This is a genomic window from Chryseobacterium sp. CT-SW4, from assembly GCF_048572715.1.
Lineage (GTDB): Bacteria > Bacteroidota > Bacteroidia > Flavobacteriales > Weeksellaceae > Chryseobacterium.
On the sequence record NZ_CP183840.1, the window covers coordinates 2,254,503 to 2,280,128 of the forward strand.

At 37.9% G+C, this 25,626-nt stretch carries 16 protein-coding genes; 5 read left to right on the forward strand and 11 right to left on the reverse strand.

The window, feature by feature from the left end; genetic code table 11:
- Positions 1-3: 3 nt before the first annotated feature.
- Positions 4-666, reverse strand: coding sequence for a bifunctional demethylmenaquinone methyltransferase/2-methoxy-6-polyprenyl-1,4-benzoquinol methylase UbiE (gene ubiE / locus ABJ974_RS10190; RefSeq protein ID WP_419870964.1), 663 nt, complete (start codon positions 664-666; stop codon positions 4-6).
- Positions 667-731: 65 nt separating this feature from the next.
- The gene (locus ABJ974_RS10195; protein WP_419868143.1) at positions 732-1,301 is read right to left on the reverse strand and encodes a hypothetical protein; all 570 of its coding nucleotides are present in this window, start codon (positions 1,299-1,301) and stop codon (positions 732-734) included.
- A gap of 98 nt (positions 1,302-1,399) precedes the next feature.
- Here ABJ974_RS10195 and ABJ974_RS10200 point away from each other — a divergent pair, with 98 nt between their 5' ends.
- Both ABJ974_RS10200 and ABJ974_RS10205 read left to right on the forward strand, forming a co-directional pair.
- Positions 1,400-2,467, forward strand: a complete 1,068-nt coding sequence (locus ABJ974_RS10200) for a 3-oxoacyl-ACP synthase III family protein (RefSeq protein ID WP_419868144.1) — start codon at positions 1,400-1,402, stop codon at positions 2,465-2,467.
- Between the two features lie 65 nt (positions 2,468-2,532).
- Positions 2,533-3,738: a metallophosphoesterase gene (locus ABJ974_RS10205; protein WP_419868145.1), complete on the forward strand. Its 1,206-nt coding sequence runs from the start codon at positions 2,533-2,535 to the stop codon at positions 3,736-3,738.
- A gap of 3 nt (positions 3,739-3,741) precedes the next feature.
- Here ABJ974_RS10205 and ABJ974_RS10210 read toward each other — a convergent pair whose 3' ends face one another.
- Complete coding sequence (locus ABJ974_RS10210; protein ID WP_419868146.1) at positions 3,742-4,494, reverse strand: polysaccharide deacetylase family protein; 753 nt, start codon at positions 4,492-4,494, stop codon at positions 3,742-3,744.
- A gap of 84 nt (positions 4,495-4,578) precedes the next feature.
- Positions 4,579-5,544 (reverse strand): NAD-dependent epimerase/dehydratase family protein, encoded by a 966-nt coding sequence (locus tag ABJ974_RS10215; RefSeq protein ID WP_419868147.1) that lies wholly within the window; start codon positions 5,542-5,544, stop codon positions 4,579-4,581.
- A gap of 88 nt (positions 5,545-5,632) precedes the next feature.
- Between ABJ974_RS10215 and ggt the strand changes: the two genes are divergently transcribed.
- From ggt to ABJ974_RS10230, 3 genes are all read left to right on the forward strand, one after another.
- Positions 5,633-7,318 (forward strand): gamma-glutamyltransferase, encoded by a 1,686-nt coding sequence (ggt, locus tag ABJ974_RS10220; RefSeq protein WP_419868148.1) that lies wholly within the window; start codon positions 5,633-5,635, stop codon positions 7,316-7,318.
- 46 nt (positions 7,319-7,364) lie between these two features.
- Entirely contained in the window at positions 7,365-8,645 is a 1,281-nt protein-coding gene (locus tag ABJ974_RS10225; RefSeq protein WP_419868149.1) for a dicarboxylate/amino acid:cation symporter, read from the forward strand.
- 250 nt (positions 8,646-8,895) lie between these two features.
- On the forward strand, positions 8,896-9,471 hold the full coding sequence (locus tag ABJ974_RS10230) for a hypothetical protein (RefSeq protein ID WP_419868150.1): 576 nt from the start codon (positions 8,896-8,898) through the stop codon (positions 9,469-9,471).
- A 310-nt stretch (positions 9,472-9,781) separates the two neighbouring features.
- Here the strand turns inward: ABJ974_RS10230 and ABJ974_RS10235 are convergent, their stop codons facing one another.
- From ABJ974_RS10235 to ABJ974_RS10265, 7 genes are all read right to left on the reverse strand, one after another.
- Entirely contained in the window at positions 9,782-10,633 is an 852-nt protein-coding gene (locus tag ABJ974_RS10235; protein WP_419870965.1) for a diacylglycerol/lipid kinase family protein, read from the reverse strand.
- A gap of 44 nt (positions 10,634-10,677) precedes the next feature.
- The gene (locus tag ABJ974_RS10240) at positions 10,678-11,517 is read right to left on the reverse strand and encodes an RsiV family protein (RefSeq protein ID WP_419868151.1); all 840 of its coding nucleotides are present in this window, start codon (positions 11,515-11,517) and stop codon (positions 10,678-10,680) included.
- Positions 11,518-11,597: 80 nt separating this feature from the next.
- Positions 11,598-12,008, reverse strand: a complete 411-nt coding sequence (locus ABJ974_RS10245; RefSeq protein WP_419868152.1) for a DUF5684 domain-containing protein — start codon at positions 12,006-12,008, stop codon at positions 11,598-11,600.
- Between the two features lie 64 nt (positions 12,009-12,072).
- The gene (locus tag ABJ974_RS10250; protein WP_419868153.1) at positions 12,073-14,004 is read right to left on the reverse strand and encodes a transglutaminase-like domain-containing protein; all 1,932 of its coding nucleotides are present in this window, start codon (positions 14,002-14,004) and stop codon (positions 12,073-12,075) included.
- Between the two features lie 2 nt (positions 14,005-14,006).
- Complete coding sequence (locus ABJ974_RS10255; protein WP_419868154.1) at positions 14,007-15,899, reverse strand: DUF3857 domain-containing protein; 1,893 nt, start codon at positions 15,897-15,899, stop codon at positions 14,007-14,009.
- Between the two features lie 113 nt (positions 15,900-16,012).
- Positions 16,013-17,947, reverse strand: coding sequence for a DNA topoisomerase (ATP-hydrolyzing) subunit B (gene gyrB, locus ABJ974_RS10260; RefSeq protein WP_419868155.1), 1,935 nt, complete (start codon positions 17,945-17,947; stop codon positions 16,013-16,015).
- Between the two features lie 207 nt (positions 17,948-18,154).
- The gene (locus ABJ974_RS10265; RefSeq protein WP_419868156.1) at positions 18,155-25,609 is read right to left on the reverse strand and encodes a fibronectin type III domain-containing protein; all 7,455 of its coding nucleotides are present in this window, start codon (positions 25,607-25,609) and stop codon (positions 18,155-18,157) included.
- Between the last annotated feature and the right edge of the window lie 17 nt (positions 25,610-25,626).

The window sequence follows — 25,626 nt, forward strand, 5'->3', positions numbered from 1 at the left end:
AGGTTATTTTGTTGCTTTATAAATTGTGGCTATACCTAAACTTTGTTTTTTGTATTCAACTTTCTTAAATCCTGTATCTAAAAGAATTTGTTTCATCTTCTCCCCGTAAGGAAAAGCATTTACAGAATCCGGAAGGTATGTGTATGCCCTATTATCTTTAGAAACCAACCGACCTATCTTCGGTAATACGTTTTTGAAATAAAACATATATAATGGTCCTAAAAAACCCTCAACTTTTGAAAACTCCAGTATATAAACACTTTTGTTATCTTTAACAACTCTTCTTAACTCTGCCAACCCCTTTTTAAGGTTTTCAAAATTCCTCACTCCAAATGCAACGGAAACAGCATCAAATCTATTGTCCTCGAAAGGTAAATTTTCCGCATCACCCTTTTGCATTGAAATTTTGCCGTCTAAATTAAGTTTTTTTATTTTAATAACGCCAACATTTAACATTTGTTGCGATAAATCCAAACCAATTACTTTGGCCTGTGTTCCTTTTTCTATGGTAATAGCCAGATCTCCCGTTCCAGTAGCCACATCCAGCACTTCTTTAGGGGTATCTTTTTTCATCCATTTTACTAAATTATTCCTCCATAAAACATCAATTTTCATGGATAAAACATGGTTTAGCAAATCATATTTAGGCGCTATATTGTCGAACATGTCCTCTACCTGGCTTTTCTTGGTAGCCTCAGAATTGTAGGGAGTTACTTTGTTGATATCGTTTGTCAAAACTTGTAATATTCTTTATAATAATTAAGGTAATCTTGCTTTCTGAAAATCTTGGTACGGAATTCCACCTTTTCTACATTCTTAATGATCTTATCATAGTCTTCATCCACATTATAGTAGAAATCGTCCGTATAAAGTTTGTTAAAATGTCTGGCTCCGCCAAAATACTCTTTACCGTCTATCGTGGTTTTACCAAGAGCCAAAAGTAATGAATCTTTTTTAAGGTTGTACCCATAATATTGGCTATTGATATAATAATCCTGATGCGCAATATTCAGGAGCCCCCGGATTTTGTTCACCTGGAAAGCGGAATCGTACAATAATTTTTTATTATCATCGAAAACTTTTATGGAATTTTTTCCCTTATTCAGTTTTACCTGAACACTTTGCCCTCCGGAAATAACTCCTTCCGAACCGTTATTGATTTTATAATAATACGTTTTGGGAGTAGGATTGTCTACCAGGTAGTAATTTTCTTTCGCTAAAAAAAGAAAATAAGTACCAAAGGCCACTATAAACACTACGACTGCTATTAATAAGCCTTTTATGGATGGATTGCCTTTCATCTTTAATGAAAATTTTTTGCAAATTTAATAATATTTTTAATTATTGGTTATGGAGATTAATTATTAACTTTGCATTCTCAAAAAAATGATATAAACGAATGCCTAATACAATCATCATTGGTTCTGGATCTTATCTACCCAACAGAGTAATCGGTAGAGACTACTTTAAAGATACAGTGTTTTACACCGACGAAGGAGAAAAAATAGAAAAACCTGCGGAAGAAATTATCTCCAAATTTGTAGAAATCACGGAAATAGAAAACAGAAGGTATATTGAAGATGAACAGTCCAATTCCCAGATAGGTTATGAAGCGGCTAAAGCCGCTATTGAAGATTCAAAAATAGATCCTGAAGAACTGGATTATATTATATATGCCAGCAACTTTGGTGATGTAACGATACACGGATATATGAACTTCATGCCTAACATGGCTGCCAGAGTAAAGAATAAGCTTGGGATAAAAAACAGAAAATGTATCACTTATGATATGATTTTCGGTTGTCCGGGATGGGTGGAAGCTATGATCTTAGCAGACAACCTTATCAAAGCTAAAGCTGCTAAAACCATTCTTGTCATCGGAGGAGAAACATTAAGCCGTGTAACCGACCCTTACGATCGTAATAAAATGATCTTTGCAGATGGAGCCGGAGCCGTAGTGGTAAAAGCTACCGACAATGAAAATGTAGGAATTATCTCCCACAGCACCATATGTGATAACAGCGTTGAACTTAACTATCTGGAAAATAATTCATCTATAAACAAAGACGAAGACCAGAAACGTTTATATGTGAGAATGCAGGGGAGAAAAATTTATGAATATGCGCTTAAAAACGTACCTGTGGCTATTAAGGAAACTATTGACAATGCAGGACTTTCATTAACGGATATTGATAAAATACTCATCCACCAGGCCAATGCCAAAATGGATTATGCCATGATTGAGAGACTTCATAAGCTTTATGATATTAAAGAATATGATCATGCGATCTCTCCAATGACGATTCAGGAGTTTGGAAATTCTTCTGTTGCCACCATTCCTACTATGTTTGATTTAATAATTAAAGGAAAAATGGAAGGTCAATCGTTTAAAGATAAAGGTAACGTTGTCATGACTTCGGTAGGTGCCGGAATGAACATCAATGCTATCGTTTACAGATTTCCTTAAAACAATTAAATAAAAATAAATTGAAGCACATAGGAGATCCCTTTGTGCTTTTTTTTGAATCAATTATGCAAAGAAATTTTATTATAGGTGCTGCTATTTTTCTTTTTTTAGAAATATACATCTACCAGGCTATTAAGACTTTAACAGATAATTTTTGGATAAAACTTATTTATGTCATATTATCCCTCACCGTGTACGGCATTTTCGCCTATGAAATAACCAACTTTAACCGGGCGGACAGAAATCCCCACCGCATTCATCTGCTGATGACCCTGTTTCTGGCCTTTATCCTACCTAAAATATTCATCGTACTGTTTCTACTCATTGATGATATTTTCCGGACAGGAAGCTATTTAATAGGATTAACAAGGCCTACGGAGCATTTTTTCCCGGAAAGAAGAAAGTTCTTAAGCATAATGGGATTAGGATTGGGAGGTGTCCTTTCCGCGCTGATAATTGACGGAGTTACCTTCGGGAAATACCGCCATACGGTAAGAAAGGTTAAAGTAAAAATCAAGAATTTACCAAAAAGCTTTAAAGGTTATAAGATCATCCAGATCTCCGATGTTCACAGCGGAAGCTTTGCTGATCCTCAAAAACTGGAACATGCCATCCAGCTTATCAATGAACAGAAACCTGATCTGGTATTATTTACCGGAGATATGGTCAATAACGTTGCCGATGAGTTCAGACCTTTCATTCCTCTCTTCTCATCCATACAGGCCAAAGACGGTAAATTCGCCGTATTGGGAAACCATGATTACGGAGATTATGTTACATGGACTTCCCCGGATGCCAAGAAGAAGAATCTCGACACCCTGGTCGATTATGAAAAGCAGGCAGGTTTTGATATGCTGAGAAATGAAAACAGAATTATCGAGAAAAACGGAGAGAAGCTTTACATTCTGGGGGTTGAAAACTGGGGCATGAAGCCTTTCCCTCAGTTTGGGGATATTGACGGCGCTCTAGCCGGTGTCCCTGAATCTGCCGCCAAAATATTAATGAGCCATGACCCTACCCATTTCGATTATATCGTGAAAAACCATCCTGGAAATATACAGCTTACCCTTTCGGGACATACCCACGGAATGCAGTTTGGGCTGGATCTGAAAAATGTAAAATGGTCCCCGATACAATACCGTTATCCCAAATGGGCGGACCTTTATGAAAGTGAAGGAAAACTCCTTTATGTAAACAGAGGTTTCGGAGTATTGGGATATCCCGGAAGAGTGGGAGTTCTTCCTGAAATTACTCTTTTTGAGCTCTCTTAAAGCTCAGAAAGTATAATCTTTCATTCTGGAAGTGGCAAGCTCTTTTTCATTGATCCATGAGAGCAGCTCTTCCAGTTTGTCTTCCATTTTCTTGCCGGAATAAAGTTTCCTGTAAAAAGGCATTTTAAAGGGATACTTATCAAAATCGGTGAATTGCCAGGAGTTAAGATAAATAAGCACGAATTCATCGCTTTTCAACGTCTCAAACACCATATTTTTGTAGTATTTCATAGGCAATAGCTGAAATACGAAGTCATTATACGGTAACTGGCTGTAAGGTGATATGCTTTCCGGTATGATGCTTAGTCCGTCTTCCTCCGTAATCTCGGTATTTCTTTTCAGCCTTTTAAACGGGAAGAGGATATGGGCATTATCAATATTTGAAATATAATTAAAACCCAGCAGCTTCAATTCTGATAGCGGAAGCTTAAAATCTTTCTGACGGATTCCCCGGATTTTTTTTTCCAGCAGATCTTCCGTTATTTTCTTTATTCTTTCAATTTCGGGAATGCCTGTATTTTGATTATAAAAAGCAATTTCATGCCCACGACCTGAAATTGCTTTTATAAGATTCTGCAGTTTTTCTACGATGGATAATTCAATAAAAAAAGTAGCTTTAATATCGTGAAGGTCTAAAATCCTGAGAACAGCTTTGATGTTTTCTTCGGTAATTTTCAATCTTTCTTCCAAGGAAATATGAGCATGATTTTTCACCTCTGCCGTACTATTTACAATATTGAAAGTTAATAATACCATTTAAACCTTATTTTATATAAAAATTTTAATTAATTGATTATCAAATGTTAAAAACCAACACATTTAAAGTATAACTTTAATTAATTAATTTTTCCCTAATTTGACTTTCAAATTCTTAATCATGTCTTTGGACATTTCTGAAATTCCGAAATCATAGGTAAGCCCCCAGTCTTTCTTGGCCACCGAATCATCGATTGAAGCCGGCCATGAATCTGCAATAGCCTGTCTGAAATCCGGGTTATAATCAATGCTAAAATCCGGGATTTCCTTTTTAATTTCTTCGGCAAGTTGTTTTGGTGTAAATGACATTCCACCCAGATTATATGAGGAACGAACCGTTAAGTTTTCTTTAGGCGCTTCCATCAACTTCAAAGTAGCGTTAATGGCATCATCCATATAAAGCATCGGCATGGCTGTATCTTCAGAGATAAAACTGGTATACTTCCCCTCTTCAATAGCTTCATAAAAAATTTCTACTGCATAATCCGTAGTACCACCTCCTGCCGGAGTTTTCCATGAGATCAGTCCCGGATAACGGATACTTCTTACATCCACTCCAAACTTGTCAAAATAGTATTCGCACCACTTCTCCCCTGCCATCTTGGATATACCGTACACAGTGGTAGGATTGAGCACTACATCCTGTCCTACATTCTCTTTAGGAATCCCTTTTCCGAAAACCGCGATTGAGCTTGGCCAGAATATCTTTTTGATCAATCCTTCTTTAGCCATTTCACAAAGATTAAGAAGGGGTTCCAAATTCAGCTTCCAGGCAAATAAAGGCTGTTTTTCGGAAGTTCCGGACAGTAATGATGCCAGATGATATACTGTTGTAATATCGTAATCCTTGATCACCTGTCTCATAAGCTGAGTATTGGTAACATCCATTCTCTCATAATACCCTGCAGATGTCATTCCTTTCTGCCATCTGTCCAATCCTGAAGCTACTACATTTTCAGCTCCGTGAATTTCTACAAGTCTGTTGGTGAGCTCAGTACCTATCTGCCCTAAAGCTCCTGTAATTAGTATTTTTTCCGTATAGGAGTCCATTTTATTCCATAGTTTTAATTGAAGACAAAATTAAAGATTTTAACCCCTATTCAAAAACAAAATTGTAAATTCGGTTATATTTTTTATTATGAAGAAAATTTTAATAGTACTTGTATTAGTGGGACATTCTGTTTCCGCACAATTTACAGATATTAATATTATAAAAGAAGTTAAGGTAAGAAATAAAGGAGTGGTAGTTTCTGCCCACCCTCTGGCAAGTGAGGCCGGAGCCAAAGTTCTTAAAATGGGAGGAAATGCCTATGATGCAGCAATTGCTACACAATATGCATTGGCCGTGGTTTATCCACAGGCTGGAAATATTGGTGGCGGAGGATTTCTTGTAGGAGTAAAAAACAATGGTGAAAAATTCACATTGGATTACCGTGAAACAGCTCCTAAAAAAGCTTCCCGGGATATGTATGTGGATAAAAACGGAAAAGCTGATACGGACCTGTCTCAAAACGGAAGATTAGCCGTAGGGGTTCCGGGAAGTATTGCCGGTTTTTATGCCACCCTTCCCTATTGTAAACTTCCTATGGAAACTTTGATCCAGCCAGCCATTGATCTGGCAGAACAAGGATTCGCCGTTACACAGCTCGAAGCTGATTTTCTTAATAAGCATAAAGAAGCTTTCCAAAAGCATAATCATTCTCCGATCACATTTGTAAAAAATGAACCCTGGAAAGAAGGGGATCTTCTCATTCAGAAGGAGCTGGCGGAGACCTTAAAATTAATCCAGAAATTCGGAGCCAAAGGATTTTATGAAGGAAAAACCGCCCAGCTTATTGTAGCAGAAATGAAGAGAGGAAACGGAATCATCAGCCTTGAAGATCTGAAAAACTATAAAGTAGCGGAGAGAAAAGCTTTAGAATTTAAATACAAAGATAACGATATAGTTTCCATGCCTCTGCCTTCCAGTGGAGGAACCCTATTGGCCCAGATGCTTAAAATGTCCAGTCTGGAAAAAATTGAAAATTACCAGCAGAACTCCGCACCCGCCGTTCAAATCATGGTAGAAGCTGAAAGAAGAGCATATGCCGACCGTGCAGAATACATGGGAGATCCGGATTTCATTCAGGATAAAACTTCTTATCTTATTTCTGATGAATATTTAAAAAACAGATGGAAAAGCTTCAGCTTCAATAAAGCAACTCCAAGCGCGGAAGTGGGCAAAATCATCAATCCATCTAAGGAATCTACACAGACCACTCATATATCCATTCTGGACAAAGATGGGAATGCAGCTTCCATTACTACCACCCTGAACGGCTATTACGGCAGCAAAGTGGTAGTATCCGGAGCAGGATTCTTTTTAAATAATGAGATGGATGATTTCTCTATAAAACCGGGTGTACCCAATATGTTTGGTGCCGTAGGCGGGGAAGCCAATGCCATTCAGCCGAATAAAAGAATGCTTTCTTCCATGACCCCCACCATTTTACTGAAAAACGGAAAACCTTATATGGTAGTGGGAACTCCGGGAGGAACTACCATCCCTACTTCCGTATTCCAATCCATCGTAAATGTTGTCGATTTTAAAGTGAACGCCAACACTTCCGTGAATGCTCCGAAATTTCATCATCAATGGCTGCCGGAAACCATCAAAGTGGAAAAAAACTTCCCTGAAAGCACAATTAAGGAGCTGAAAAGTAAAGGATATACCTTCGAAAGTGTGGATCATATAGGAAAAACAGAGATGATTTTAATAGATAACAATGGTAATATTCAGGCTGTTGCGGATGGACGCGGCGATGACTCTGTTGCAATTGAATAATTTTTCTTAATTTTCCCTCCAATAAACTGAACCAAAAAAACACACATTGAAAACTAAAAAGCTCTATCAGCAACTCTATTTTCAAGTTATTGTTGCTATCATTGCCGGTATACTGCTAGGCAAGTTTTATCCAGAAATCGGTGAAAGCATGAAACCGCTAGGTGACGGATTCATTAAATTGGTTAAAATGATTATAGCCCCGGTTATCTTCATTACTTTAACTTTAGGAATTGCGCATATGACAGACCTGAAAAAGGTGGGAAGAATTGCCATAAAGGCGATGATCTACTTTTTCACGTTTTCAACCCTTGCGCTTATCATCGGGCTTATCGTAGGAAATATCATGCAGCCGGGAGCCGGATTGAATATAGATCCTGCCAGCTTATCAGGAGATGTTACCCAATATCAGAAGCAGGCCCATGAATCCACCATCACCGGATTTATTATGAATATCATCCCTGAGACTTTATTCAGTCCGTTAGTGGGAGAAAATATATTACAGGTATTGCTTGTAGCCATTTTAATGGGTGTTGCCCTGGTTTTAACGAAAGAAAAAAGCCAGAAAATTACTGATCTTTTACAGTCTCTTTCGGTTCCTGTTTTTAAAATCGTAAGTATTCTCATGAAACTTGCACCTATCGGAGCCTTTGGTGCGATGGCTTTTACCATCGGAAAATATGGACTTCATTCCGTACTTAATCTATTATTTCTTGTAGCGACCTTCTATGTAACCTCTATCCTGTTTGTAATTCTGATATTGGGAGCCGTAGCCTGGTACAACGGATTTAATATTTTTAAATTAATGATCTACCTTAAAGAGGAGCTTCTTCTGGTCTTAGGAACAAGTTCTTCGGAACCTGCTCTTCCGGGTCTTATGGAAAAAATGCAGAAAGCCGGATGTTCCAAAGCTATTGTAGGTCTGGTAATTCCCACCGGATATTCTTTTAACCTGGATGGAACCAATATTTATATGACCCTCGCTTCTTTATTTATAGCACAGGCACTGAATATTCATTTACCTTTGGAAAAACAGCTTATCCTTCTGCTGGTCGCCATGCTAAGCTCAAAAGGAGCTGCCGGTGTTACCGGTGCGGGGTTTGTGACATTAGCCGCTACTTTAGCCGTAGTTCCTGAAATCCCGATTGCAGGGATGACCTTAATCCTGGGAATAGACAAATTTATGAGTGAATGCAGAGCGCTTACGAATGTTATTGGAAATTCCGTAGCAACGGTAGTGGTCGCCAACTGGGAAAAACAACTGGATAAAAACCAGCTTCAATATGCACTTAATCATCCTCAGGAAATTGAACAAAGTATAGAATCTTAAGCTATTTACTATAAAACAGTACCCCCAGAAAGTGTCTAATTTTTTGGGGGTATTTTTTAAGATACTTCTCAATTTAAATTTTTAAAACACTCAATACTCCATTTATACTAAAACAATAGTATAAGATATTTTCTTAAGTGTTACGGTTACTGGTAAAATAGATCAAAATGGAGATGTAACCAATGTTACAGCAGATGCTAATGGGAATCACAAGATAGATTATGCATAAACTAACCTTTAAATAACAATTATGAAAACAATATTCACACTATTTGCTTTACTAAGTTTAATAACTTATAAAGCACAGCAGATCTATCCACTGAATACATACTATGAAGATGTTCCTAATTATTCCTATATGAAGGACCTTAATAATGACCTTCCTCCTTATGAAGGGACTTACAAGGCTACTTTTGAAGGGAATGAAATTACTTTATTTATTACCAAAGAGGACAAAATGCTTATAGATTATGGAGCTGATGATAGAAAATATTATCAGGATGTTCTCCATGTTAAATATACTATAAAGAATATATCAACAGGAAATGTACTTGAAGATAATCTAAATTCTAATAGCTTAAGTGAAAGAGAGATTATAAGTATGGGAACTAATCCAAAGGAAAATAATAGCATTGATTTAGGCTTTGTAGGTGGAAGATGTTTCATTGGCTGGGGAAGAATTACATTATTAAAAATTAATGATACACAAGTTAAATGGGCTTATTATCCTAACTCATTAATTCTTAGTGATTCAACCTGTCCAAACTCAAGTAATCTAAAAATTTATCTTCCTGATACTAGAAATCTCATTTTCACTAAGGAATAAATATAATTATGGAAAATTTCAAAATTGGGAATTGGTTAATTCCAAATAAAGGGATTATCCGGAATATTAAAAATACCACAGATTATTTTATTTCAAAGGAAACTTTATCGAAATCTGGATCAGAGATAGAGATATGTTTATTCAATTGTGAAGCCGGAAAATCCCAATAATATGGAGTCAGGATTCCTTCCAGATTACGATATAACGACCGATGATTGCAGTAATTTCACAACCACATTGCCAAGTGAAAAGATTATACATTTAACAAAGCAATAAAAAGCACTCTATTGCCGGGGTGTTTTTATGGTATTCAGATCAGAATATTAAGACTCCCTGGAAGCACCTTTACATGAACGGGGGATTCTATTGTATTAAATTCTCCATCCAGGTGCCAGTTCTTCGTATTCACTTCAAAGTTTACTTCCGACACCGGCAGATAGGTAACATATTCATCATCTTTCAATTTTTTAGTAAACATCCTGTATGCAAAAAGCAAAGAATAGGCAAACGGAAATTTCTTCACCAAAACCAAATCTACCAATCCGTCACTTTTGCTCGCTTTAGGCGCTATATAAGCATGGTTTCCGAACTGACGGGTATTGGCAATGTTCAGCATGAGATACCTTCCGTTATACTTTTTATATTCTTCTTCCAGGAAGTTCACCTTGATAGGCTTATAATTGAGAAATGTTTTTATGGAAACTTTTATATAGTTTTTAAAGCCTCGGTCTGTCTTTTCAAATTCCTTTACCACTTTTCCGTCAAAGCCGGTTCCCGATACATTGATGGAAAGTCTTCCATTAACTGTAAATGAATCCAGTTTTCTGGATTTCTTAGCTTTAATTTTACTCAAAAGACCATCAAGATTATCACTGAATTTTGTCTCGTTGGAGAAACCATTTCCGGAGCCTGCGGGAAAAACGGCTAATATTTTATCGGTATTGATCAGGTTTTTAGCAACCGTAGAAATAGTTCCATCCCCTCCTATAGCGACAAATACATCAATATCATTAAAGTGATCCCGGATAAAATCGTCTGTACCCTCAATAGATTCTGAAACGTAATATAAAGGATCGTCCACTTTTTTCTTAAGCTCGTTAAGAAATGGCTGGTAATTCTTTTTGGCCGAAAAAGGATTAATTATAAAAGCAACTTTTTCCATCGCCACAAAAATAAAAAATGCTTCCAGATTAGGAAGCATTTAAATTATTTTATTTTCATTCTTTCTTTAAATTCGGGGTTGAGAGTTCCTTTCAGCTCTTCCCATGAAACAGGAATAATAATATCTCCTGCTGCATAGGCTGCAATTTCGTAAGGACTGTAATGGAAATAAAGGTTTTTATCATCGAAGTAAAAATTATCGGTAGCAGGTATTACATCCACCAACAGCATTTCAGAATTTTTGACCTCTCCCGAGGAATCGGTTGTTCCGCTGTGAACAGTATTGATATTTTTCATCAGCTTTTCTTCAAGATCCTTTTTGGAGGTTGTTGTGATATCCTTCAGGGTTAATCTTTTATTATTTTTAAGATCAAATACTTTATCGAAAAAACCATAATTACCATGAGCTCCCCCAGCGTATGACCCAACCGCATATTGAATGTGCATATAATCATTTGCCGTTGATTTCAGATCCATGGAAGAGCTGGTGTACCATTCCTGCCCGGAAAATGGTTGAGCTTCCTCTTTGGTGAAAGAAGCCATATCTTTTTCCAGTGAATCAAAATATTCTTTTTTATCCTTATCCAAATAATTTTTCAGTCCATCTTTAGAATACTCATTTATCCCTTTATAACCGGAATATATACTGTCTAATAAGGTCTGATCTTTAATTAAAGGAAAAACCAGAAGCTTATTGTAATACTTTCCGGTGAGAGTATTGGCGATCTTTGATGAATCATCAACAATAACGGAATCCACCGCCCATTTCTCCGGTTGCTTCACCTGAGCAGAATCTTTTGTAATCTCCTGAGGTCTATTTTCACTTTTTTTACAGGCAGATAAAACCAGAAAGATAAAAGCTAAAACAGCAATTGTATTTTTCATAATTATAATTTTTCTACTATAATAGCAAAAACCATTCAATAATTGAATGGTTTTTAAAAATATTTTTTTATTACTATTTCTTATTGCTCATTTGGAATTTCGTTAGCATCAAATGAATCATTTCCAAAGGCCAATACCGGAATAAAAATAAATCCTAAGAAAAACAGAAGAATCGTATACACCGGAGTGTCTTTTCTGAATCCCTTGGCTACTCTATCCCAAATCACCCAGGCTGCATATAGGTTTACTAATGGAATAAATAACAGGACAATCCACCAAACCGGTTTTTTGATAATCTGGATTAAAACAATAACGTTATAAATCGGGATAAAAGCTGCCCATGCATTTTCAACTCCTGCTTTCTGGAATATTTTGTACATACAGTATCCGTAGAAAACGTACAGTACAAGTTCAAAAATAAGCATTCCAAATCCGACTCCGGCTGCCGCTACAGATGAATCATAAGCTCCCGCTTGTAAAATTGTCAACATAATTTTATTATTTTTGGTTTTTAGCTAACAAATATACATTATTTATACATCAAAAACCAGAAAACTACTGTTTCATGATACTTATCACCTGGTTTTCACTTTTGGATGCGGTATTCCAAATCTGCTTAAATGCCGGATAATATTCTTTAGGATAATCAGCACTTCCAACTTTCGTTACGGATGTAATCTCCAATGTATTTCCCTTTTGGCTGGTAAGGTAGCTATATTCAATCTCTTTATCGTCCGTCACAATTTTTTTATCCTTGGAAAGCCCTTCAATGGTATAACCTTCTGGTATTTCCAATATTATTTTTTTAGTTCTTGTAAATGGTGCAATAAAATCAATGGAATATTTTCTGGCATCCGTCTGATCAAATTCATTGGCTGTTTTACTTAGGAACAGCATGGGATTGATAATGATTTTCTTTCCTACCACATCTACCAGATTATTAGAACTAAACTTCATCGTACTTTCAAAATCGCCATTATCCAAAACTTTGGAATCGATATCGGTGAAATCTATGGTAAAATTTTCTTTGTACTGTTTTTTATATTTCTCAGCATTATCGTCATAATTTTCTTTTGCAAACATAGCATAGGCTCCGGTATCTTTGTCCGAATAGGTTCCGGAAATACTTCCATCTTCATTCATTTTTGCATTAATGGTAAGGTAAGTATAGCTCGGCTGGGTATTTTCCATTTGTAACTGCTGCACTTTTTCTTTGGCCAGCAAAATTCCAAAATGATTCCAGTCCCTCGGAGGCAGCTGATCTCTTGAAGACTGCTTGGAAGTAGCATCATACAGATGATATCCGTCTTTGACCTTAATGGAAGCAATTACAAAATTCAGATTGGAAATATTAGGTGAAGCAATATTGATAATTCCATTGCTTACCGTTGAAATAAGAACCGGATCTGATTGAATACCGGCTTCTCTAAGCAGCATTACCAAAAAAAGATTGATCTCGGCAGCATTACCGGTTTTTGTTTCTATAAGCTTTTTTATCCCTTGGTCAGTGGTTATTCCTCTGTTATTATTCCAGGTAAAATTTTTCTGTACATATTTAAATATAGCATCTGCTTTCTCCAAACCATTCTTTAATCCTAAAATCTCCGCAGGCATATTATCTTTTGCCAATTTTGTCCTTTTGAGCTCGGAACCGAAATCCTCATCTTCATACAGCCTTTTCTTTATCTGTTCCCAGGAAGAGGAATAAAGTTTAAGCTCCCTGAAATTAGTGGAATGCAGCTCAGCACTGATTTTAGTTCTGTAATTCCTGTCATTTTTAACGAACTTTTCTGTTTTAAATCCTTTAAGATTCTCATATCCAAACCTGTACGTTCTATAGTCCATACCATACAATGTCTTATCCTCTACTTTTCTATATTTAGGTTCAAGGCTACCGGTATAATTGACATTGTAAGAGATGTTAAGAGGATGTTCCAGTACATATTCGGTATACAAAGAGGGAGTATCCGTCTCTATAAGAATTTCAGGAATAGCGTATAAGAAAGGAGAAATCACTTCATACTGATATTCCAATACAGAACCGTCCTTTACATTGGGAAAAGCAAATTTGGTAATGGTGGTATATTTATTTTCTTTGCTTTTGTATTTTGAACTTTTATCCACTTTGGTCGGAACTGCCGCTCCATTTTCAAGGTTATAAGTAAAGGCTTTTATTTTGGATAACGTCTCCTCACTGCTTCCGTTATGATAAAGGGGAATTTCAAGATTCAACCAATCTTCAGCCTTATCTTTATTATAAATTTTCACCCTGTAAAATATTTTTTTATAAAGTTTCCCATTGGTTCCGTCAACTAAAAAATGTTGGGATTTATATAAAATCTCAGCCGGAGCATTAGCATCCAGTGTAGATTTTTCTTTGGACAGATCAGCATCATTAAATGGAGGTGGTTTAAGAAACTCATGTTTTTGAGCATTAATAAATCCTATACTTATTATGCAGTATAGAAATAAAATCATTTTTTTCATCTTTATATTTTTGTGATTAAAATTTTTGAATTATCATTGTGTAAAGCTTTTTTTCTGAAACTTATATAATCATTGTATTTTTCTTTAGGGTACATTCCTTTGTTGATTCTGATGGACCTGTTCACTTTTAAATGTTTTCCCTCTTTAATAAAGTTCAGCTTATAGGTCCCGAATTCTGAATTTAAGGTAATGTCCGCAGGTATTTCATCTATTTGATATTGAGCAGGAATCTCAAAGTTGATTTCATATTCATCTTCATACGACTGTCCGATTTCGAAAGGCAGGGTCCTGTTTTCATCCGTTTTATAGATTGAGCTCAGGTATATAGGTACTGCCCGGAAAATCATTCCATTACCTAAACTTTTTGAATAGTGATTTGCTTTAAAGTCTATATCGTATCGGGCTACGGCAAGATCTTTATCATTTGTAAAGCTTTTCATTTCCACTTTTTCGAAATTCAATACATCGAACTGCTTTTTCAATGTTTCATTTCTTTCTTTAGGGGATAAACTGGCATAAGGAAGATTATGATCATACTGACTTCCTGTATAAGCAAAATTCCCCTCTCCCGAAATGCTGTTATCTTCGTTAAGCTTAATATGTAAAGTTTGTCTTTCTTTATTATTTTCTGCAGGATATACGGGAGTATCGATAATTTCTATTCCTTCTTTACGGATGGATAATACGTTTCTATTCGTAGTGGAATATCCCAAATGGTTAAAAGCGATCTGCTGCGAAGTGTTTTCCAGCCAAAGATTTCCTTTTTCCGTAGGAACCATTAAGATAACATGATTCCCCCCCATTTTAGGAAATTCAGGATCGAAAGAAACCGGAGAAGGACCTGAATAAATTACGGAATAGTAAGAAGGAATTCCTGCTTCATCCAATAATGTTTTCATATAATTGGTTAATCCTTTGCAATCTCCGTATCCTTTTTTCTGTACCTCATCGGGAAGCATGGGCTGCCAACCTCCAATCCCTAACGCGACAAAGATATAACGTGTTTTTGCCTGCATATGCTGGTAAATCTTTTTAACCTTTTCTTCGGTGGTTCCTTGGAGATTCAGGGATGCGATTTCATTTTTTATAGCCGGAGTAGAAACGGAAACGGGCTGAAGAATACTGTTATAATACCATGCCCCAAAGTCTTTCCAATCTTTCAGGTTTCCCTGTTTTCCTTCAAGATTGAATTTTGATAAGGAAAAGCTCACTTTAGGCAAAATTTTAATCGGCTGGGGAAGTAAAAACACATCGTCCATAGCCGGAACTCCCTTGTAAGTGTATATTTTTTCGTTGCCATTATCTACCGTTTTTACACTGGTGTAATTATAGGCGGAAGGATATATTTTAGATCTTAATTCTATTCCTGAATTGTTAATGATCTTAAACTGACTTTCTTCTAAAGAAGTATTCGTAGAGGAAAAAGGGATAAAATCCGGAAGAAAAACAGTATTCTTATTCGTGATCTGATAAGAGAAATCTACGGTATAAGGATATTGTACAGGGGTATACGGTAAAACCAACACCCTGTTATCGGAATAGAATGTTCCCTGGGGATTATTGGCATAGTCACTGAAATCGGATTTCGAGTATGTTTTTACCTTTTTTCCATCGCCATCGTAAACGGTTACTTTTACATCCGAAATATGATCTCCCTTCTGGTAAGGGATGTAGGCAACCGCTTTGCGGTCACCATCTTTACTTAATACAGTGGTAACGGTATTAAATGCATATTTTATTTCATCGATTTTGTTGATCTGGACCGTAGTAAAGTCCTTTCTGATTACCGTATTGGCATTTTTTTTAAGTGTTTCAGGAATTCCCGAAGCAGGGTAATTTTGGGCATAGCACAAGGTAGTTGCAACTAATGCCCCAATAAATAAAGTTTTCATCATAAGTAAATAATTTTGCAAAAATAACAAAAAATATTAAAAAAAATTAATGCCTATAAATACAAAAAAGGCCTCTTAACAGAAGCCTTTCAATATATCGGGTTATCATTTACATATTATGCATCAATTTTAGCATATTTTGCATTCTTCTCAATGAAGTCTCTTCGTGGTGGCACTTCATCTCCCATCAACATGGAGAATACACTATCTGCTTCTACTGCATTTTCTATGGTTACCTGCTTTAAAATTCTGTTTTCAGGGTTAAGCGTTGTTTCCCAAAGCTGTTCCGGATTCATCTCTCCAAGACCTTTATAACGCTGAACTTCTACCCCTTTTCCATCCGGAGACATTTCCAATGTGGATTCTTCTCTTTCTTTTTCATTGTAGGCATATACTTTTTTATTTCCTTTTTTAAGCAAATATAAAGGAGGTTGGGCTATATAGATATATCCGTTCTCAATAAGCTCCTTCATATAACGGAAGAAGAAAGTAAGGATCAGAGTGGAGATATGGGACCCGTCAATATCGGCATCGGTCATGATTACGATTTTGTGGTATCTCAGCTTTGATAAGTTCAGTGCTTTACTGTCTTCTTCTGTACCTACGGAAACTCCTAAAGCGGTATAGATATTTTTTATTTCTTCATTATCATACACTTTATGAAGCATTGATTTTTCAACGTTCAGAATTTTACCTCTTAAAGGTAATATAGCCTGAAAATGTCTGTCTCTTCCCTGTTTTGCAGTTCCACCTGCGGAATCTCCCTCCACAAGGAACAGTTCTGATTCTTCAGGACTTTTCGAGGAACAGTCGGATAGTTTTCCGGGAAGTCCGGAACCTCCCATAGGGGATTTTCTCTGAACCATTTCCCTTGCTTTTTTCGCTGCCTGTCTGGCTTTAGCTGCTAAAACAACTTTTTGTACGATCTGCTTGGCTTCCGTAGGGTTTTCCTCCAGGAAGTTGGTCAGCATCTCTCCTACAATTTTATCTACTGCCCCGGAAACTTCAGAGTTCCCTAGCTTGGTTTTAGTCTGTCCTTCAAACTGAGGTTCCATTACTTTAACGGAGATCACGGCTGTTAATCCTTCACGGAAGTCATCTCCTGTAATTTCCACTTTTTCTTTTTGAGGAATACCTAGATCATCCGCATATTTTTTAAGGGTTCTCGTCAAAGCACGTCTGAAACCTGCCAGGTGAGTACCTCCTTCATGGGTATTGATGTTATTCACATAGGAATGCAGGTTTTCATTGAAAGAAGTATTGTAACGCATAGCTACCTCTACCGGGATTTCATCTCTCTCTCCCTCCATGAAAATAACGTGTTCCATAATGGATTCACGGTTTCCGTCGATATAGCTGACAAATTCTTTTAATCCTCCTTCAGAATAAAAAACTTCTGATTTGAAGGAACCGTCTTCCAACTTTTCCCTTTCATCGGTAAGGGTAATGGTAATTCCTTTATTAAGGTAAGAAAGCTCTCTTAAACGGCTTGCTAATGTATCGTAGTTGTAAACTAATTCTGTAAAAATGGTATCATCAGGCTGGAAAAACTGCTTGGTACCTCTTTTTTCACTGTTTCCTATCTCTTCTACTCCCGTCTGGGCTTTCCCTCGGGAATATACCTGCTGATAAATATTTCCATCCCTGTAAACGGTTGTTACCATTTCATTGGAAAGTGCATTTACACAAGATACCCCCACTCCGTGAAGACCACCGGAAACTTTATAAGAATCTTTATCAAACTTACCTCCGGCTCCGATTTTCGTCATTACAACTTCTAGAGCAGATTTTTGTTCTTTCTCGTGGAAATCAACCGGAATACCTCTACCGTTATCACAAACTTCAATTCCGTTCCCTTCTTTAATGCTTACGCTGATAGTGTCGCAGTATCCTGCTAACGCTTCGTCAATAGAGTTATCTACTACTTCATAAACCAAATGGTGAAGACCTCTGACACCTACGTCACCAATGTACATTGAAGGACGCATACGTACGTGCTCCATCCCTTCCAATGCCTGAATACTACTAGCTGTATATTGTTTCTGACTCATATTAAATTGTTAATTTTTGCCCTTACGCAAAGACCTACAAATATCGGGATTTTTTTCGATTTATGAAAGTTAAAATATGTCAAAAAAAGAGTAGATTTCAAGCAAAAATTTAGTTTCCTCCAAAATGGAAATATTTGTCAGAATCCCTCATAAAAAAAGCCGAAGTAGAATTATCTACTTCGGCATCAAATTTATTTTGAGTATTATTTATCTTTTAATAAAGTTAAATTTATTTCCTTTAATTATTAAAATATAATTACTCTCCGGAAGAGTTGAAACATCAATTCTAATCTTGTCTTCCAATATAACATTTATAGTTTTAACTACCTGTCCACTAAGATTATAAATAACAACCGCAGTTCTTTCTCCACTATTACCCAAACCTCTAATATATAATATATCATGGGCAGGATTAGGATATAAATCAGCAGTTTTCTTTTGTAGTGTAGAAACAACCGTTTCTGATTTTATATCTAAATCTCTGGATGTGGTAGCAACCGGTGTAAAGTTTGGTCCTGTAGCAACAGTAGAACTTCCGCCTGCATTAATTGCACTTACTCGCCAATTGTACGTCGTATTAGATGGTAAACCGGTTAAAGCTCTGCTCGTAGTTGTCAAGTTGATCACACTATACGTACTAGCGGAAGATGTTTTATATTCTAATCTATAGCTGCTGGCTCCGCTTACTGCATTCCAAGCTAATGTGGCTCCGCTTAAGGTAACTCCACTTACATTCAAACCACTTGGTGCTGAAACTAATGTCGTAAAGTTACTTCCCGTAGCAACAGTGGAACTTCCGCCTGCATTAATTGCACTTACTCGCCAATTGTACGTCGTATTAGATGGTAAACCGGTTAAAGCTCTGCTCGTAGTTGTCAAGTTGATGGAACTGTAGGTTGTAGCTGCAGAAGTTTTATATTCTAACTTATAGCTGCTGGCTCCAATTACTGCATTCCAAGCTAATGTGGCTCCGCTTAAGGTAACTCCACTTACATTTAAACCACTTGGTGCTGAAACTAATGTCGTAAAGTTACTTCCTGTAGCAATAGTAGAACTTCCTCCTGCATTAATTGCACTTACTCGCCAATTGTACGTCGTATTAGATGGTAAGCCGGTTAAAGCCCTGCTCGTAGTTGTCAAGTTGATGGAACTGTAGGTTGTAGCTGCAGAAGTTTTATATTCTAATTTATAGCTGCTGGCTCCAATTACTGCATTCCAAGCTAATGTGGCTCCGCTTAAGGTAACTCCACTTACATTTAAACCGTTTGGTGCTGAAACTAATGTCGTAAAGTTACTTCCTGTAGCAACAGTGGAACTTCCTCCTGCATTAATTGCACTCACTCGCCAATTGTACGTCGTATTGGATAGTAAACCGGTTAAAACTCTTGTAGCCGATGTTACTGTCATAGTTGTATAAGTTGTAGCTGCAGAAGTTTTGTATTCTACTTTATAACTGCTGGCTCCGCTTACTGCATTCCAGGCTAATGTGGCTCCACTTAAGGTAACTCCACTTACATTTAAACCACTTGGTGCTGAAACTAATGTCGTAAAGTTACTTCCTGTAGCAATAGTAGAACTTCCTCCTGCATTAATTGCACTCACTCGCCAATTGTACGTCGTATTGGATGGTAAACCGGTTAAAGCCCTGCTCGTAGTTGTCAAGTTGATCACACTATACGTACTAGCGGAAGATGTTTTATATTCTAATCTATAGCTGCTGGCTCCAATTACTGCATTCCAAGCTAATGTGGCTCCGCTTAAGGTAACTCCACTTACATTCAAACCACTTGGTGCTGAAACTAATGTCGTAAAGTTACTTCCTGTAGCAACAGTAGAACTTCCACCTGCATTAATTGCACTCACTCGCCAATTGTACGTCGTATTAGATGGTAAACCGGTTAAAGCTCTGCTCGTAGTTGTCAAGTTGATCACACTATACGTACTAGCGGAAGATGTTTTATATTCTAATCTATAGCTGCTGGCTCCAATTACTGCATTCCAAGCTAATGTGGCTCCGCTTAAGGTAATTCCACTTACATTTAAACCACTTGGTGCTGAAACTAATGTCGTAAAGTTACTTCCTGTAGCAATAGTAGAACTTCCTCCTGCATTAATTGCACTTACTCGCCAATTGTACGTCGTATTAGATGGTAAGCCGGTTAAAGCCCTGCTCGTAGTTGTCAAGTTGATGGAACTGTAGGTTGTAGCTGCAGAAGTTTTATATTCTAATTTATAGCTGCTGGCTCCAATTACTGCATTCCAAGCTAATGTGGCTCCGCTTAAGGTAACTCCACTTACATTTAAACCGTTTGGTGCTGAAACTAATGTCGTAAAGTTACTTCCTGTAGCAACAGTGGAACTTCCTCCTGCATTAATTGCACTCACTCGCCAATTGTACGTCGTATTGGATAGTAAACCGGTTAAAACTCTTGTAGCCGATGTTACTGTCATAGTTGTATAAGTTGTAGCTGCAGAAGTTTTGTATTCTACTTTATAACTGCTGGCTCCGCTTACTGCATTCCAGGCTAATGTGGCTCCACTTAAGGTAACTCCACTTACATTTAAACCACTTGGTGCTGAAACTAATGTCGTAAAGTTACTTCCTGTAGCAATAGTAGAACTTCCTCCTGCATTAATTGCACTCACTCGCCAATTGTACGTCGTATTAGATGGTAAGCCGGTTAATGCCCTGCTCGTAGTTGTCAAGTTGATCACACTATACGTACTAGCGGAAGATGTTTTATATTCTAATCTATAGCTGCTGGCTCCAATTACTGCATTCCAAGCTAATGTGGCTCCGCTTAAGGTAACTCCACTTACATTTAAACCGTTTGGTGCTGAAACTAATGTCGTAAAGTTACTTCCTGTAGCAACAGTGGAACTTCCGCCTCCATTAATTGCACTCACTCGCCAGTTGTACGTCGTATTGGATAGTAAACCGGTTAAAACTCTTGTAGCCGATGTTACTGTCATAGTTGTATAAGTTGTAGCTGCAGAAGTTTTGTATTCTACTTTATAACTGCTGGCTCCACTTACTGCATTCCAAGCTAATGTGGCTCCACTTAAGGTAACTCCACTTACATTCAAACCACTTGGTGCTGAAACTAATGTCGTAAAGTTACTTCCTGTAGCAATAGTAGAACTTCCTCCTGCATTAATTGCACTCACTCGCCAGTTGTACGTCGTATTGGATAGTAAACCGGTTAAAACTCTTGTAGCCGATGTTACTGTCATAGTTGTATAAGTTGTAGCTGCAGAAGTTTTGTATTCTACTTTATAACTGCTGGCTCCGCTTACTGCATTCCAAGCTAATGTGGCTCCGCTTAAGGTAACTCCACTTACATTTAAACCACTTGGTGCTGAAACTAATGTCGTAAAGTTACTTCCTGTAGCAATAGTAGAACTTCCTCCTGCATTAATTGCACTCACTCGCCAGTTGTACGTCGTATTGGATAGTAAACCGGTTAAAACTCTTGTAGCCGATGTTACTGTCATAGTTGTATAAGTTGTAGCTGCAGAAGTTTTGTATTCTACTTTATAACTGCTGGCTCCGCTTACTGCATTCCAAGCTAATGTGGCTCCGCTTAAGGTAACTCCACTTACATTTAAACCACTTGGTGCTGAAACTAATGTCGTAAAGTTATTTCCTGTAGCAATAGTAGAACTTCCTCCTGCATTAATTGCACTTACTCGCCAGTTGTACGTCGTATTAGATGGTAAGCCGGTTAAAGCCCTGCTCGTAGTTGTCAAGTTGATGGAACTGTAGGTTGTAGCTGCAGAAGTTTTATATTCTAACTTATAGCTGCTGGCTCCAATTACTGCATTCCAAGCTAATGTGGCTCCGCTTAAGGTAACTCCACTTACATTTAAACCACTTGGTGCTGAAACTAATGTCGTAAAGTTACTTCCTGTAGCAATAGTAGAACTTCCTCCTGCATTAATTGCACTTACTCGCCAATTGTACGTCGTATTGGATAGTAAACCGGTTAAAACTCTTGTAGCCGATGTTACTGTCATAGTTGTATAAGTTGTAGCTGCAGAAGTTTTGTATTCTACTTTATAACTGCTGGCTCCGCTTACTGCATTCCAAGCTAATGTGGCTCCGCTTAAGGTAACTCCACTTACATTCAAACCACTTGGTGCAGGCGGAGCTGTCGTAAAGTTGGCACCGTTAGCAACAACTGAACTTCCTCCTGCATTAATCGCAGTAACCCTCCAGTTGTATACTGTACCGGCAGCTAAACCGGATAATACTCTCGTGTTGGTTGTTACTGTTACTGAGCTGTAAGATGTTGATGCAGAAGTTTTGTATTCTACTTTATAACTGCTGGCTCCACTTACAGCGTTCCATTTTAACGTAGCTCCATTCGCAGTGATTGCACTTACAGCCAAACCGCTTGGCGTAGACGGTGCTGTTGTAAAGTTGGGTCCATTAGCAACAACTGAACTTCCTCCGACATTAATCGCAGTAACCCTCCAGTTGTATACTGTACCGGCAGCCAAGCCTGTTAACACTCTTGTGTTGGTTGTTACCGTTACTGAGCTGTAAGATGCTGATGCGGAAGTTTTGTATTCCACTTTATAGCTTGTTGCTCCGCTTACAGCATTCCATTTTAACGTAGCACCGTTACTGGTAATAGCGCTTACCGCCAAACCGCTTGGTGCACTTGGTGCAGCGACTAAAGTTGTAAAATTAGTTCCACTTACTGCAGACGAACTTCCTCCTGCATTGATTGCAGTAACTCTCCAGTTGTACACCGTACTGGATGCTAGTCCTGTTAACACACTTGTATTGGTTGTTACCGTTACTGAGCTGTAAGATGTTGATGCGGAAGTTTTGTATTCCACTTTATAACTCGTTGCTCCACTTACAGCATTCCATTTTAAAGTAGCTCCATTTCCGGTGATTGCACTTACTGCCAAACCGCTTGGTGCACTTGGTGCAGATGGAGTACCTGCCAAAGTTGTAAAATTAGTTCCACTTACTGCAGAGGAATTTCCTCCGGCATTGATTGCAGTAACTCTCCAGTTGTACACCGTACTGGCTGCTAGTCCTGTTAATACTCTTGTATTAGTCGTTACCGTTACTGAGCTGTAAGATGCTGATGCGGAAGTTTTGTATTCCACTTTATAACTCGTTGCTCCGCTTACAGCATTCCACTTTAAGGTAGCACCGTTGCTGGTAATAGCGCTTACCGCCAAACCACTTGGTGCACTTGGTGCAGATGGAGTACCTGCCAAAGTTGTAAAATTAGTTCCACTTACTGCAGAGGAATTTCCTCCGGCATTGATTGCAGTAACTCTCCAGTTGTACACCGTACTGGCTGCTAGTCCTGTTAACACTCTTGTATTGGTTGTTACCGTTACTGAGCTATAAGATGTTGATGCGGAAGTTTTGTATTCCACTTTATAGCTTGTTGCTCCGCTTACAGCATTCCACTTTAAGGTAGCACCGTTGCTGGTAATAGCGCTTACCGCCAAACCACTTGGTGCACTTGGTGCAGATGGAGTACCTGCCAAAGTTGTAAAATTAGTTCCACTTACTGCAGAGGAATTTCCTCCGGCATTGATTGCAGTAACTCTCCAGTTGTACACCGTACTGGCTGCTAGTCCTGTTAACACTCTTGTATTGGTTGTTACCGTTACTGAGCTATAAGATGTTGATGCGGAAGTTTTGTATTCCACTTTATAGCTTGTTGCTCCGCTTACAGCATTCCACTTTAAGGTAGCACCGTTGCTGGTAATAGCGCTTACCGCCAAACCACTTGGTGCACTTGGTGCAGATGGAGTACCTGCCAAAGTTGTAAAATTAGTTCCACTTACTGCAGAGGAATTTCCTCCGGCATTGATTGCAGTAACTCTCCAGTTGTACACCGTACTGGCTGCTAGTCCTGTTAACACTCTTGTATTGGTTGTTACCGTTACTGAGCTATAAGATGTTGATGCGGAAGTTTTGTATTCCACTTTATAGCTTGTTGCTCCGCTTACAGCATTCCATTTTAAGGTAGCTCCATTCCCAGTGATTGCACTTACAGCCAAACCACTTGGTGCACTTGGCGCAGCAGCTAATGTTGTAAAATTGGTTCCGCTGGTAGCAGACGAACTTCCTCCAGCATTGATTGCAGTAACCCTCCAGTTATATACCGTATTAGAAGCTAGTCCTGTTAACACTCTTGTATTGGTAGTTACCGTTACTGAGGTATAGGCAGTTGCCGCGGAAGTCTTATACTCTACTTTATAACTTGTCGCTCCGCTTACAGCATTCCACTTTAAGGTAGCTCCATTCCCGGTGATTGCACTTACTGATAATCCCCCCGGAGCCATAAGTCCTGTAGGATTCTCCCGGTAAGCAGCAACATAATGTTTTATATTCCTAAAAACCAATGCATTATTCGCCGTTGAAGCATTCCCTGTTGGCTTCCCCTGATGAGATACACTGGGGTCAGAATAATAAGGCACCCGTGTTTCTCCTCCTTTATTATAAGACATAATAGAACGGTATTTATTTCCGTCATTTCCTGTCCATCGCCAGCCGTATGCATAAGGATAAATAATGTTTCCTGATAAATCACCACTAGTCTCCGCATCATGAGCCATTCCAATATTATGTCCTATCTCATGGATAAAAGTACTTTCATGACAATACGTATTATTCGAAAAATCATCGGTTGTTTTTATAACACTGAATCCCAGGGTATCATTCCCCGTTGGGTTACCATTGGTTAACCTATAGGCTAATCCGCATGTTCCATTACCAGGGAGATCCAACTGATCGCTTTTTTCTATAAAACTTACTAAATCTGCTGCATATTGATCTCTCAGGGTATGGACCTCATCCAAATAACCATCTCCCATCGTTCTTAATCGGGTTAAGTCGGTGCCTAAATCTCCTCCGACACTTGTATAGCTGACTTTTCTGGAATGTACCAATGTCATGGAAGCATAAGCAACACTGTTACTCAAAACGTTATTGGAATAAGCCATCAAAGTACTGAGATAATTATTAATCCCATTTTTATTGGCATTTGCCCACGTTTCCGCATCCTGTGTATAAACAATCATTACGTCAATATTAGCATGATCATTAACACCTTTTGATGCTGCCTGGGTGTTTAAACTTGGAATTTTCCCCTGCTGCTTTGTTTCAGAAACAGGAATTACCACATCGTCATTTTTTACTCCTGAAATTTCATTTAAATTGTTTTTATCCAATTCTATCAGATAAGTAGCAGCGGAGTTAATATTTCCTGCTGATGTATAGTATTCATTCAATTCAGGAATACCTAAAGAGAACGAGGTTTTATTGGTGCCCTTATCGGTAGTAATAATAGCATAACCCATAGGATAATCTATGATTTTTGCCGTAATTATCAGCACGTTATTAACATCAGTAGTAACACTGCTAATCCTGGCATTATAAGACTTTCCTTCAAATAATTGTAAGGCAATCACATCACCGGCTTTAGTATTTTGTTGGCTTTGTAATGCCTTATTAACGGTAAAAGCCCGGGATGCTTTTGCATTTTTCAAATATCCGGCAGGGACATTCTGCCTTGAAGACTGTAAAGAATGAGTAGCGTTTTCCTCATTCAGATTGACAATCCTTTGAGCCCACAGACAAGAGCCTAAAAGGCATAAAATAAGGGCTAAATAATTTTTCATAGATTAATTTAGTTTGT

Coding starts and splice junctions, on each gene's coding strand:
- ubiE (WP_419870964.1), bottom strand. CDS start 666: ATGTTCGACAATATAGCGCCTAAATATGATTTGCTAAACCATGTTTTA.
- ABJ974_RS10195 (WP_419868143.1), bottom strand. CDS start 1,301: ATGAAAGGCAATCCATCCATAAAAGGCTTATTAATAGCAGTCGTAGTG.
- ABJ974_RS10200 (WP_419868144.1), top strand. CDS start 1,400: ATGCCTAATACAATCATCATTGGTTCTGGATCTTATCTACCCAACAGA.
- ABJ974_RS10205 (WP_419868145.1), top strand. CDS start 2,533: ATGCAAAGAAATTTTATTATAGGTGCTGCTATTTTTCTTTTTTTAGAA.
- ABJ974_RS10210 (WP_419868146.1), bottom strand. CDS start 4,494: ATGGTATTATTAACTTTCAATATTGTAAATAGTACGGCAGAGGTGAAA.
- ABJ974_RS10215 (WP_419868147.1), bottom strand. CDS start 5,544: ATGGACTCCTATACGGAAAAAATACTAATTACAGGAGCTTTAGGGCAG.
- ggt (WP_419868148.1), top strand. CDS start 5,633: ATGAAGAAAATTTTAATAGTACTTGTATTAGTGGGACATTCTGTTTCC.
- ABJ974_RS10230 (WP_419868150.1), top strand. CDS start 8,896: ATGAAAACAATATTCACACTATTTGCTTTACTAAGTTTAATAACTTAT.
- ABJ974_RS10235 (WP_419870965.1), bottom strand. CDS start 10,633: ATGGAAAAAGTTGCTTTTATAATTAATCCTTTTTCGGCCAAAAAGAAT.
- ABJ974_RS10240 (WP_419868151.1), bottom strand. CDS start 11,517: ATGAAAAATACAATTGCTGTTTTAGCTTTTATCTTTCTGGTTTTATCT.
- ABJ974_RS10245 (WP_419868152.1), bottom strand. CDS start 12,008: ATGTTGACAATTTTACAAGCGGGAGCTTATGATTCATCTGTAGCGGCA.
- ABJ974_RS10250 (WP_419868153.1), bottom strand. CDS start 14,004: ATGAAAAAAATGATTTTATTTCTATACTGCATAATAAGTATAGGATTT.
- ABJ974_RS10255 (WP_419868154.1), bottom strand. CDS start 15,899: ATGATGAAAACTTTATTTATTGGGGCATTAGTTGCAACTACCTTGTGC.
- gyrB (WP_419868155.1), bottom strand. CDS start 17,947: ATGAGTCAGAAACAATATACAGCTAGTAGTATTCAGGCATTGGAAGGG.
- ABJ974_RS10265 (WP_419868156.1), bottom strand. CDS start 25,609: ATGAAAAATTATTTAGCCCTTATTTTATGCCTTTTAGGCTCTTGTCTG.